This window comes from Paenibacillus sp. FSL R5-0701, from assembly GCF_037973995.1.
In the GTDB taxonomy this organism is placed as follows: Bacteria; Bacillota; Bacilli; order Paenibacillales; family Paenibacillaceae; genus Paenibacillus.
Genome location: NZ_CP150230.1, coordinates 1,390,683 through 1,404,054 on the forward strand (window position 1 = coordinate 1,390,683; position 13,372 = coordinate 1,404,054).

Below are 13,372 nucleotides of genomic sequence, written 5' to 3' on the forward strand. Positions count from 1 at the left end.
GGTAGTGGAAAAATGACCGAACAAGAACCGAAAAATAAAATCGGTAACAAGGTTTACTACGACTTGCAATCAGGTAACGTCATTGTTATTACACCAGAAAGTGCCGGGATCGTTGTCGAAACCACGCGGGATCAGGATTTTAAATTGTTTCAAGCCTTGGCTGATAAAGTACCTGATTCGGTGGGCATGATTCAATTGGATCACGGAGCGTACATCCTTGATCGTGCAGAAGGTGGCATGATTGCACGCGTTGATCTGGAAACATTGGAACCGTTATTCGATTATCCACCCAAAGGAGACGAGGAAACGCAACCACCTATGGTATCGTTCACGTCTCAAATTGCTGAATTGGCGGCAGAAAATCAGCGATTGCGGGAAGAAAACAACTCGAATCAATTGGCGCTCATGGAATTGCACATGATGTTGCTTAACTTGATGCCTGATGCGGGATAAACTTGCAAGATTGTTAATCCGTTGGGCTGTAACACTCACGAAAGGGGTGAGAATATGTTGGCTGTATATATAATGATGATTCATAAAGGAATGATCGGTATTGACGATGTTCCGACTGCAAACGGTAATCGTGATAAAGTGAGGGCTGCTCTGGAAACAGCAGGGATAGACCAAAACGGAAGTATTGTGTAACAAGCGTTCCGAATACGGAGCGCTATTTTACTACCTTTTGAAGCAGTTATCACAAAAATTAAAGGAGGTGAAACCATGGAACGATGGGATACCTTATGGAAATGGGGAATTGCACTCATGAGCAGCTCAGTAACCTACTTCTTCGGAGGTTGGTCAGGCGTGCTCGGCGTACTACTTGTGTTCGTCATCCTCGATTACCTAACGGGCATCGCGGCGGCTGGTATGACTGGCAAGTTAGAGAGCAATGTCGGAATGTTCGGCATCGCCCGAAAGGTATTTATATTTGCAATGGTATCGGTGGCTCATCTGGTGGACGGTGTTCTGGGAGACGGACATTTGTTCAGGGATGCGGTCGCCTTTTTTTATATCGCAAATGAGTTGTTGTCGATCATCGAAAATGGAGGCAAACTGGGTGCACCCATTCCGCCGGTGATTCGGCAAGCAATTGAAGTGCTCAAGGGCAAAGGGGGAACCGGAGAACTCCCCGGTAACTTCTCCCCAAGTGCCAAAGACTCTTTTTCACAGGCAGATCCGGACGACACAGAATCACCGACAACCAAAGATAACGTTAAGTAGCGATTAATATTGCGAGTGTATAGTTATATTAAACGTTTGTTGATTAGTACGAATGTCAGATTAAACAGAACTAATCTAAATAAGCAAAGCTATATTAGGCGGCTATACAGATTGAACTTAACATTTTCACACAATAACGGAGAGGACAGAAAAAAGTTGAAAAAGCGAAGCGGTCGCCTTTATCCCCCGGATTTTCCCCTTTATAAAGAGAATCAAAAAAACCGGGGATAACAGCGATTGGAAGGTTATTCTGTCATCGGAGTGTCCGTGTGAACAAGGCTCAGTTCATTTCCAACACATCAAGGACACGCACACAAGCAACCCCTGATCCAACCGCATTAACTATAGGAGCATTTTGCATCAATCCAGAGAGTGACATCCAATCAGCAATGTATAGATCAGAATGCTCTAATCTGTCTATACTTGTACCTGGGAACGCTTGAATCGAATGATGTAAAATGCTGATACAAACGGCAATTTGCCGCATAAAGGGTGTGAGAAACATGCAAACGAGGAGTTCGGGCAACACACAGGGCATTGACGTCTCCCGATACCAGGGTAATATTGACTGGGCGAAAGTGAAGGCAAGTGGCATGACATTTGTATTCATCAAGGCAACCGAGGGACAGACGTATACCGATCCGAATTATCAAAAAAATGTAACAGGTGCACTTGCAGCGGGCATGCTGGTTGGAACGTACCACTTCTTTCGCGCGACATCCACCGATGGTGCCAAGGCAGAAGCGGCACATTATGCGAATACGCTGAAAAAAGTCGGAGGCGCCAAAGCGCTACAACTGCCACCCGTCATGGACTACGAGAACAACCCGGGCAACCTGAGCAAAGCGCAGATGAATACAGTTGCCAAAGCTTTTTTAACTGAATTACAACGTCTGACAGGTGTAAAACCGATCATATACACAGGCAATTCATTTGCCGGGAATTTTGACACATCACTCAGCTCTTACGATCTGTGGATCGCACGTTACAGCAACACCCGTGTACCAGACGACCATCCAGCATGGAAGCGTTGGACATTCTGGCAGTATACGGATTCCGGCAAGGTGAATGGCATTAGCGGCAACGTGGATATGAATGAATTCGAGGGAACAGCGGCACAGCTCAGAGCAAGGTACACAGCGGCTACGCCGAAACCACCGGAGCCATCCGAACCGAGCAATCCGACGAATCCAAGTCATCCGAATCCACCAACCGAACCACCGAAAGGGGGCGAACCAATGACAGCCGAAGAGAAAGCAGCGTTTGATGCGCTCAAATCCCAGGTCGATAAACTGCAGGCACGTCAGCAAATGGAAGTTCCAGTATGGGCAAAGGCAGCTGTGGATGCAGCACTAGCATATGACACCAAAAATCCATTGTTCAGCATCGATAATGGGGCGAGTTATGATTTTTACCGTTTTATTACCGTGATGCATCGCAGAGGTTTGTTTAAAAAGTGAGCTGATTCTTAGCAAATTAAAATGTTGATCTTATCTGAATATGGATTGAATGGAGAAGGGACACGGGACGTTTCTTGTCGAACTGTGTTCCTTTTTTGTATTTAGTGTAAGTGATATTAACACATATAATAAAGTTGAAGACTTATGTCTGTAAATCTCTTGTCTAATTGATTAATGTGATGTAAAGTAAGTTACACGAAATTGTTTTTCACCACAGTTTATTTACACAATCCTCCTCATCATGACAAAACCATAACATATGAAGTTATTGTAATGTCTCCTGTTGTACAATCCAACATCTCAAGATGACTCGTTCATACGTTTTACACATCCAATCTGCAAGAGAAAACCACTCTAATAAACAACTTACACAGCTAACAACCTAGCCTTTGTTGAGTTTCTTTCATCCGTATTGCAAACGAACGATACCTAATCCGGCTTCCACACTCCATGCTCAAGACGACACGCTCAAGGAACAGACTTTATTGCGTAGCCAGCAGCGTAGTATCCGTATGCCCATCTGTATTTTCGATCTACCAACTTAAACTTGCTCTTACCAGTCCATACCCACTCGCTGTTGCTTATTGACCTAAGTTCAAATAAAACGCATCAATTTCATTCATTTTCATAGATTCATCTCACAAGATACGTTGTCGAACCTTTTTCTTTTTTTTATAAAAGTAATCAACCGACGTCCTCAATCCATGTGCACGATCTGAAATTTACCTGTATTCCATACGTGTCCCATGCTGTTTTTACATTTCATATACATGCCGTACTTTCCCCAGAACTTTAATTCAGGTATCGCAGGCATCTAAAGCCTTTTATATGATACATAGCACCAAACCGATTGCCAACATTGGAGATCTTTCATGCCAGCATCACACACATTATGAGACAGGGAAGGGTGTTGTACGTATGCGAATGAGAAAAAAATGGATGTCCGGTGTTCTAACGATGGCTTTGAGTACCGTATTGGTGTTGTCTGGTTGCTCCAGTAATGAGAGTGGAGAGGCTACACCTGCTCCGGCGGAAGGAATCGACCCTCCAACCGAAACGGTAGCACAGGATACGATGATTATGGGCCGTGGTGGGGATTCGGTAGCACTCGACCCGGCGATTGTAACCGATGGGGAGTCGCTTAAGATTGGGCATCAGGTGTTTGATTCGTTGCTGGACTACAAGGAAGGTGGAACAGAAGTCGTTCCTGGACTAGCAGAGAGCTGGGAGATTTCGGCGGATGGGCTGAAGTATGTGTTTAAGCTGAAATCCGGTGTGAAATTCCATGATGGAACTGATTTTAATGCCGAGGCTGTTGTGTTCAACTTCAACCGCTGGGGTGATCCGGCGAGTGAATATAAATTCGAGGGAGATTCCTTCGATTATTACGACTCCATGTTTGGTCCAGAGGACGGACGTGTGATCAAGGAAGTGAAGGCGACCGACGAAACTACGGTGGAGTTCACATTGAACCAGCCACAAGCACCTTTCCTGCAAAATATTGCGATGACGCCATTTGGCATTGCCAGCCCAACCGCGATTCAGGAGAAAAAGGAAAACTTTAAGAGCGAGCCTGTGGGCACCGGCCCATTTGTATTCAAAGAATGGAAGCGTAACGACTCCATCACCCTGGAGAAAAACGCGGACTACTGGAAAGAAGGACTGCCAAAGCTGAACAAAGTGATCGTGCGTTCCATTCCGGATAATACCGCTCGCTTCAATGCCCTGCAAAACGGCGAGATTGATGTTATGGAAGACCTGAACCCGGACGATCTGTCCATTCTTGAAGGCAACAGCGAGTTACAGAAGATCGAGCGTCCACCGTTCAACGTGGCATATATCGGCTTTAACTTCAAGAAGAAACCATTTGATAATGTCAAAGTCAGACAAGCCCTCAACCATGCGGTGAACAAGCAGGCCCTTATTGATGCATTCTTTGCTGGACAAGCTGAGCCTGCCGTGAACCCGATGCCTCCAACGCTGTGGGGATACAACGATACCATTGAGGATTACCCATATGATTTGGAAAAAGCAAAAGCTCTACTCGCCGAAGCTGGCTTCCCTGACGGTTTGCCTGATCCGGTAACCTTCTATGCAATGCCGGTATCTCGCCCGTATATGCCTGATGGCAAGAAGGTAGCGGAAGCGATCCAAGCTGATTTTGAGAAAATTGGTGTTACCACAAACATTGAATCCCCAGAATGGGCGACCTATCTGGATGATGCGAAAGCCGGGGAGAAAGACGATATCTACATGCTCGGCTGGACAGGTGATAACGGGGACCCGGATAACTTCCTGTACACGTTGCTCGACAAAGACGCCATTCCGGGCAACAACCGCAGCTTCTATGTTAACGAAGAGTTGCACGTACTACTGACGGATGCGCAGAAAGAAACAGATCAGGAGAAACGTGCGGAGCTTTACAAACAAGCGCAGGCAATTATTAAGGAAGACGCACCGTGGATTCCTCTGGTACACACGACGCCAATTCTGGCGGGTAAATCGAACCTGAAAGGTTTCGTTCCTTCTCCACTGGGCACCGAATCCTATGCCGGTGCTTATTTCGAGTAAGCTGTAAGCTGAACTTATCAATTTCAGGATAAATGCGATCTGAAGATGGCACTACAGTTCGGAGTGATTACGTTTTAATTCTTTCTTTCAAAGCGCTGGTGAGACGAAATGCTTGGCAGAACCCACATCCGGACGTAACTATCCAAAGCATGCGTTTTTGCCGGCGCTTTTTATTTTGCACGATATGTCGAAGGCAGGTGAACAGGATTGAACAGCTATATTGTCAAACGTGTGCTTGTGTTGCTGCCCGTACTTCTGGGCATGACCCTGATTGTTTTTTCCATCATCCACGCCATTCCGGGTGACCCGGCCGAGACCATACTTGGGCAAAAGGCAACCGAACAATCCAAGCAGGCCCTTCGTGACCAGCTCGGTCTGGATAAACCCTGGTTCCAGCAATATTTCGCCTACTTGGGCGATTTGCTCAAAGGTGACCTGGGAACGTCTATCCGCACCAAGGTGCCTATTGCCCAGGAAATTGTGCCTTATCTGACAGCAACCCTTGAATTAACGATGGCGAGTATGTTATTTGCTGTCATTATTGGGGTGAATGCCGGTATTGTCAGTGCATGGAAGCACAACTCCTGGTTTGATTATTGCTGTATGGTCATTGCTTTGGTGGGTGTATCCATGCCGATCTTCTGGCTCTGTCTGATGGAACAATGGCTGTTTGCGAACAAGTTACAGTGGTTACCATCCATTGGGCGCATGAATGCACGTGATCCGGTGGAAGCCATTACGGGCTTGTATGTGCTGGATACGATGATTGCTGGACAATGGAATCAGTTGTGGACCGTAACGAAACATTTGATTCTGCCAAGTGTTGCACTGGGAACGATTCCGATGGCTGTTATTGCCCGGATGACGCGTTCCAGCATGCTGGAAGTGATGAGTTCCGATTACATTCGTACAGCAAAGGCGAAGGGGCTGGGTCCGTTTTTTGTTGTATATGGGCATGCACTCAAAAATGCGTTTATTCCCGTGCTCACGGTTATCGGCATCCAGACCGGATCGCTGCTTGGGGGTGCGGTGTTGACCGAAACGATCTTTGCTTGGCCGGGCGTCGGACGTTATATATATGAAGCGATTAGTTCGCGGGACTATCCGGTGATCCAGAGTGGGATTTTGATAGTGGCCTTCTTTTTCGTGGTGATTAACCTGATTGTGGACCTGCTCTACGCCGTGTTTGATCCACGGATCAGTTATAAATAGGGGATTTATCATTCATTCATATCCAAGAAAGGAGACGCCGCATGGCCAAATTATCAACCAATACCGGACCATCCATAGACGCTGCGTCGGCGAGCACATCCGGTCCATGGCGGGAAGCGTGGAGAACGTTTCGGAAAAATCGGCTTGCCCTTGCAGGTCTAATTATTATCGTGTTTTTTATCCTGTTGGCCTTCCTCGCGCCATATATCGCTCCTTACGATTATAAGGAACAGGTGCTGGTGGATCGGCTTCAGGCCCCTTCGGCAGAGCATTGGTTTGGTACCGATGATCTGGGGCGTGACGTGTTTTCCAGAGTGATGCATGGGGCGCGTATTTCATTATGGGTAGGCTTCTTCTCTGTTATTGGTTCCATTATCGCGGGCACGTTGCTTGGTTTAATTGCCGGATTTTATGGAAAATGGGCTGACATGCTTATCTCGCGTCTATTTGATATCTTGCTCGCCTTTCCCGGGATTTTGCTGGCCATCGCCATTGTGGCGATATTGGGCCCGTCGTTGCAAAATGCATTGCTCGCCATCGCCATCGTGAACATCCCGACCTACGGAAGGTTGGTGCGTTCACGGGTACTCAGCTTGAGACAGGAGGAATTCATTACGTCGGCGCGGACACTTGGAGCGGGTAATGGGCGAATCTTGTTTCGCCACATCTTGCCCAATAGTCTTACTCCGCTGATCGTGCAAGGTACACTTGGAATTGGGACGGCGATCATCGAAGCTGCTGCGCTCGGATTTCTAGGCATGGGCGCACAACCACCCGATCCCGAATGGGGTAAAATGCTGTCGGACTCCCGTCAGTTTATACAAAAAGCACCGTGGACACTGATTTTCCCCGGCGTTTCCATTATGTTAACCGTTCTCGGCTTCAACCTAATGGGCGATGGCCTGCGCGACACCCTTGATCCGAAAATGGTGAAAAAGTAAAATTTTCTAATCCTAACCGTAGTATCTTTCCCTATGCCGGTTCGAACTTTGGTTCGAGGCGGCTTTTGTTTTACTTGCTGGATTACGTTAAAATGATTGGTGATGTGCAAAAGTCGAAGGGTTATTCGATCTTTTTGTTAAAATAACCGCCTGCGTATTGACACCCAATTTTCCCATATGTTATATAAAAGGAAGGGTTTAGCACTCCGATCATTAGAGTGCTAACAAATGATGTTTTTACTGTACGCCTACATATGGAATGATTCTGTTTTTGAAAATAGAGATTGAACCTGAGTAGGACATGCGAAGCCAAGGAAGCAACAGACTTGAAGTAGCATTCCACGTTTAAGAGATATCACTTCATTGATGTGCTCTATCCTAAAAAATCAGTGCTGATCAGATGCAAAAGTAGTGCAGGGGACGAAATCGATTTGGAGGAAGCAGAGCGTTCGCCTTTATCACCGGATTTCTCCCTTTTAAAAAGGGAATCAAAGAAATCTGGGGATAACAGCGATCCGAAAAACGATTCGTAACCGGAACGGCTACATTGCAGAACGTCGTGCACTTATTTTTAACAATGAGCCAGTTAGAAGTGAAGCACAATATCTGTGGACTAGAGCGATCGAGTTTTTAAGTCTACTAATGGCCGCAGGATTATCTCAGTTACTTTCTATTTTCAATCAAATCATTCGATATCCCAATTTGAAAGGAGTCCAACCACTCATGGCTAAAAAAGAATTCCAGGCAGAATCCAAACGTTTGCTGGATATGATGATCAACTCCATTTACACCCAAAGAGAAATCTTTTTGAGAGAATTGATCTCCAACTCCAGTGACGCCATTGATAAAATTTATTACAGAGCACTTACGGATGATGCGCTCGTTTTCAACAAAGAGGATTACTTCATCAAACTCACGATTGACAAAGAAAACCGCACGCTCACACTGACGGATACCGGAATCGGGATGACGCAGGAAGAGCTGGAGAACAACCTGGGGGTTATCGCGAAGAGTGGTTCCTTGGCGTTCAAGAAGGAAAATGAAGCTAAAGAAGGCCACAACATCATCGGACAATTCGGGGTTGGTTTCTACTCGGCATTTATGGTGGCGGACAAGCTCACCGTAACAAGTAAAACGCTGGGCAGCGACGAGGCTTGGAAATGGGAGTCCGAAGGTGCGGATGGTTACACGATCACACCAGCTGAGAAAGATTCCGTAGGTACGGAAATCGTCCTGACGATCAAAGAAAATACCGAAGAAGATTCTTATGACGAATTTTTGGAAGAGTACCGCCTGAGATCCATCATCAAGAAATACTCCGACTTCATTCGCTACCCGATCAAGATGGATGTAACGGGTCAACGTCCGAAAGAGGGCACGGAGAACGAGTTCGAGGAATACCAAGAAGAACAAACCGTGAACAGCATGGTGCCGATCTGGCGTAAAAATAAAAGCGAATTGACCGAAGAAGACTACACGAACTTCTATATGGAAAAACGCTACGGTTTTGACAAACCGCTCAAACACCTGCATATCAGCGCAGATGGCGCAGTGGTATACAATGCAATCCTGTTTATTCCGGAGAACACGCCGTTTGACTACTACACCAAAGAGTATGAAAAAGGCCTTGAACTTTACTCCAACGGTGTATTGATCATGGATAAATGCGGGGATCTGTTGCCAGATTACTTCGGATTTGTCAAAGGTATGGTGGATTCGGAAGACCTGTCCCTGAATATCTCCCGTGAGATGTTGCAACATGACCGTCAGCTTAGCCTGATCGCGAAGAACATCAAGAACAAAATCAAGAGCCAACTGCAAAGCCTGCTGAAGGACGAGCGTGAGAACTACGAGAAGTTCTACCAAGCGTTTGGACGTCAGTTGAAATATGGCGTATACAGCGACTATGGTGTGAACAAGGATACATTGCAGGATCTGCTGTTGTTCACGTCTTCCAAAGAGAGCAAGCTCGTGAGCCTGGACGAATACGTCTCCAGAATGCCGGAAGATCAGAAGTACATCTATTATGCATCCGGTGAATCGATTAGCCGTATTGAGAAGCTGCCACAGATCGAGGGTGTTCTTGAGAAAGGGTACGAAGTATTGTACTTTACCGATGACATCGACGAGTTTGCAATCAAGATGATCACGAACTACAAGGAGAAAGAATTCAAATCTATCTCCAGTGGTGACCTGGGTATCGAAGATAGCGCGGATAAAGAAGAAACGGACGCGCAGGACAACGACAACAAAGAGTTGTTTGAAGCGATGCAAGCTCAATTGGCGGGTAAAGTCAAAGCGGTTAAAGCTTCCAAACGTCTCAGAAGCCACCCGGTATGTTTGTCCACCGAAGGTGAATTGACGATTGAAATGGAGAAAATCCTGAAAGCTATGCCAAACAGCGAAAACGTACAAGCCGACAAAGTGCTCGAAATCAATGTAAATCACGATGTCTTCAAATCGTTGAAAGACGCTTTCGCACAGGATCAGGAAAAGCTGAACCTCTACACCAGCCTCCTGTACCACCAGGCATTGCTGATCGAGGGATTGCCAATTCAAGATCCAGTAGAGTTCACCAACGATATCTGTAAGGTTATGGTGTGAAAATCCTTCGTACAAGGGTGCGATAATATCCTTGATGCAAAAGTTCATGTAGCTTCAAGAGTAGACTGCGTGAACATTAAGTTTAGTAGCTAAATCGCAACGCTGCATCCACCATATTCATCCGACAGGGCATTTCCGTCCTGTCGGTTTTTGTTTTTTACCCACAATGGGTAGGAGCGGGGGAGGCAGACTATCATTGAAGCAAATGATGATATTTTCTAAATTGAACTTGATTTTCACTCGATTTTTTAGCGAGTTGAATGATGAATACCATTATGTATTATAAGGACAGCAAAAGTAGTGAAGGGGACGGAATCGATTCTGAAGAAGCGAAGCGTTCGCCTTTTTCTCCGGGTTTTTCCCTTAGTAAAGGGAATTCAGAAAACCTGGAGACAACAGCGATCAGAAGAACGATCCGTAACCGAAACGGCTACCTGGTGTCACAGTGAGTACTTATGGTTGTTCTGCTATGGGAGCGAGCATATGTGAATAATGAGTTCAATTTTAATCATTATCATTTAGATGCACGGATGATAGTCTGGCAGGGTATAATAAGAGAAGATGACTGTTCATCACAAATTGATGTAAGAAGAGATGACAATCACAGACAGGTTTTACTTTTCGAAACCACAGATGTTGTGTATAATCACTCAAAATAGAGACAGTCGGCTAGGAGTGATCCCCATGCAATGGAACGATCTGAGAGAACATAGACAATATCCTGAATTAACCAAATTGGATGGATCTCGTGCAGCGTATGAACGGGACTATTCGAGACTTATTCATTCACCGACCTTCCGTCGGTTACAGGGCAAATCGCAGGTATTTGGCGCAGGAACGGGTGATTATTATCGTACTCGTTTGACCCATTCCCTGGAGGTGGCACAGATTGCCCGAGAAGCTGCCCGAAGCCTAATTCGCCGTTTTCCCGAGGTGGACTGGGACCGCGCGGACAACCCCGGCCTTATTATTGATTCAGAAGTGGTGGAGTGCGCTGCAATCGCACATGATTTCGGTCACCCGCCGTTTGGACATAAAGGTGAAGAAGTATTGGATGGCATTCTGGATGATCTCATCAACACCGAGGCTAAGAAAATCATGAAAAAAAGCCGCAGCGCCAAAGTTCCCAAGGTGGAGTCTGAAGTCCGTGCCGAGTTAAAACGGAAATACGAGCATTTTGAAGGCAATGCGCACAACTTCCGTCTCATTATGCACTTGGAGAAGCGTGAAGATATCGACGGGCTGAACCTGTCTGATGCGGTATTACTAGGAATCAACAAGTATCCGTACCCTGGGATAGAGAGCAAAAAAGGCATGTATCATCATGAGTGGCAATATATTCGGGAGATCCGTGATCGCTGGAACGTGCCGGCAGGCAAGAAGACGCTGGAAGCACAGTTGATGGACCTTTGCGACGATATTGCGTACTCCTCGCATGACTTGGAGGATGGCATCAAAGCAGGCAAAATTGAAGTACATGAGCATTTTTTGCAAGATCCGCATGTGAATCGACTGATTGTGGATAAAATTACAACGCTGGAGGATCTGTTCTGGAACGGATGGACCCGAGAAGCGATTGGACAAAAGGTAGAAGAGGTCCTCGCTTCGTTCCTGCGCATCTGGAATGAGAAGATGCCGTTCTGCGAGCATGATTACTCGCGTACTCGTCGTGAAGTGAAAGCCTATTGGGTGAGCTTTTTTGTAGGCAGTCTGGGCGTTATTGACGACGGTGACTGGAAGAAGGTAACCTTTGTCCGTGAAGGGGCTGAAGACCTCGACATGCTGCGTACGGTGAGTGTTCTCAAGAGTTTTGCCTGGGTAACCATGATTCGTGACCTGCGTGTGCAGCGGCTACAGAAGCGCAGTGAGTGGATGATTAAGCGCTTATGGGATGCATTCCTCGATCCGGAAACGTCCAAATCGATTATTCCATCCGACTGGCTGCAGCGGTATGAGAAGGATCAAGCCAAAGCCCAGCCAATCTGGACTTGGGAACACATGGTGATCGATTATATCGCAGGAATGACAGATGCATTTGCCGAGAAAATATATAATGAACTCTACGGTCTAAAGGTGGGTTCGATCTACGATCTGGATTAAAATTAACCGATATAAAGGGAGATGAGACGCGTGGCTAAGCGAATGAGTGAGACGTTCAGTCTTGGCGTACTTGACCTTGTTCCAAGGTTGAACGATGCCACAGCGGAACAGGCGCTTCAACAATCGGTGACACTTGCGCAACATGCCGAGGCTTGGGGATACGCCCGATACTGGACGTCAGAGCATCATGATATGGCTGAACTGGCATCGGCCTCTCCCGAAGTACTGTTATCGCACATCGGAGCAAGGACAACAACGATCCAACTTGGCTCTGGTGCGGTCTTGTTGCCACACTATAGCCCGCTCAAGGTTGCGGAGTCGTTCCGCTTGCTGGCTGCGCTCTATCCGGGGCGCATTGAGCTTGGGCTCGGACGTGCTCCGGGCGGTGGACCTCATGCCACGATGGCACTCAGTGGCAATTACTTGCAGCATGTGTCCAAGCTACCTGAATCGCTCGCAGCACTCACAGAACTGCTCGAAGACCGATACATGTACGAGGATCATCCCGTGACAGCTCGTCCCATTCCCAAGCTCCCGTTATCACTTTGGATGTTGGGAACTAACGTGAAGAGTGCAGAATTTGCGGCTCGGTTTGGCATGGGATATGTATTTGGTCAGTTCATGAGTGATGCCGATGGTACAGAGGCTGTAAGGCGATACCGAGAAGGATTTATTCCTAGTGCAACGATGAAGGAGCCTGAGGTTATGGTGGCAGTCAGCGTATTGTGTGCCGAGTCAGAGACGGATGCTTTGGGCTGGAGTCTTAACATGGCGGAGAGACGTAAGCTGGATGGAAAAGAACGTTCGACCGGGCCGAATTCAAGTGGTATCGTGGTCTCTAACACGAATGATGAGGCCGTTAGTGATCAAAATGAATTGGTACGGCACTATGCAGGTACACCTGAGCAGGTATGGGCTCGATTGCAACAGGTGAGTCGCAGGCTGGATACGAAAAGGTTGCTTCTGGTTACGGCAGGACCGGATTATGAACGCAGATTGGATTCATATCGATTGCTGGCTGAGCAGGTGACAGCAATACTGAACTAGGCTGATCGCTTTATGAAGGTAGCCGTTGAAATCTGAACAAACCGAAGAGCTGCAGATCGGGACTTTACCGTATGCTGCAGCTCTTCAGTTTGGACTTTGTCAAGATTCAACAATCTTTTACAAAATCAAGCATCTTAATGACAAAATAATGTTATAATACTTTACGTCTATTTTCCTACCGATATAATATAGATAAGTTCTTTTGACAAGAGGTCA

Annotated in this window: 10 protein-coding genes; all 10 read left to right on the plus strand. The window is 46.6% G+C overall.

Annotated features, from left to right (window positions below; all coding sequences use genetic code 11):
- Positions 1–12: 12 nt before the first annotated feature.
- The 10 genes from MKZ13_RS06255 to MKZ13_RS06300 all read left to right on the plus strand — a co-directional run bounded on the left by MKZ13_RS06255 (position 13) and on the right by MKZ13_RS06300 (position 13,156).
- Positions 13–453 carry a hypothetical protein gene (locus MKZ13_RS06255; protein WP_339182649.1) on the plus strand — a complete coding sequence of 147 codons (441 nt, stop codon included), beginning with the start codon at positions 13–15 and terminating at the stop codon, positions 451–453.
- Between the two features lie 267 nt (positions 454–720).
- Complete coding sequence (locus MKZ13_RS06260) at positions 721–1,221, plus strand: phage holin family protein (RefSeq protein ID WP_339182651.1); 501 nt, start codon at positions 721–723, stop codon at positions 1,219–1,221.
- 503 nt (positions 1,222–1,724) lie between these two features.
- A complete protein-coding gene (locus MKZ13_RS06265) occupies positions 1,725–2,681 on the plus strand; it encodes a glycoside hydrolase family 25 protein (RefSeq protein WP_339182653.1) in 957 nt (318 codons plus the stop codon).
- Between the two features lie 924 nt (positions 2,682–3,605).
- On the plus strand, positions 3,606–5,252 hold the full coding sequence (locus tag MKZ13_RS06270) for an ABC transporter substrate-binding protein (protein ID WP_339182655.1): 1,647 nt from the start codon (positions 3,606–3,608) through the stop codon (positions 5,250–5,252).
- Positions 5,253–5,459: 207 nt separating this feature from the next.
- Positions 5,460–6,464 (plus strand): ABC transporter permease, encoded by a 1,005-nt coding sequence (locus tag MKZ13_RS06275; protein ID WP_339182658.1) that lies wholly within the window; start codon positions 5,460–5,462, stop codon positions 6,462–6,464.
- 41 nt (positions 6,465–6,505) lie between these two features.
- Entirely contained in the window at positions 6,506–7,405 is a 900-nt protein-coding gene (nikC, locus tag MKZ13_RS06280; RefSeq protein WP_076209596.1) for a nickel transporter permease, read from the plus strand.
- Positions 7,406–8,128: 723 nt separating this feature from the next.
- Entirely contained in the window at positions 8,129–10,009 is a 1,881-nt protein-coding gene (gene htpG, locus MKZ13_RS06285) for a molecular chaperone HtpG (protein WP_339182661.1), read from the plus strand.
- A 260-nt stretch (positions 10,010–10,269) separates the two neighbouring features.
- The gene (locus MKZ13_RS06290; protein ID WP_339182663.1) at positions 10,270–10,458 is read left to right on the plus strand and encodes a hypothetical protein; all 189 of its coding nucleotides are present in this window, start codon (positions 10,270–10,272) and stop codon (positions 10,456–10,458) included.
- Positions 10,459–10,693: 235 nt separating this feature from the next.
- A complete protein-coding gene (gene dgt, locus MKZ13_RS06295) occupies positions 10,694–12,109 on the plus strand; it encodes a dGTP triphosphohydrolase (protein WP_339182665.1) in 1,416 nt (471 codons plus the stop codon).
- Between the two features lie 42 nt (positions 12,110–12,151).
- Positions 12,152–13,156: an MsnO8 family LLM class oxidoreductase gene (locus tag MKZ13_RS06300; protein ID WP_339185359.1), complete on the plus strand. Its 1,005-nt coding sequence runs from the start codon at positions 12,152–12,154 to the stop codon at positions 13,154–13,156.
- The last annotated feature ends 216 nt before the right edge of the window (positions 13,157–13,372 follow it).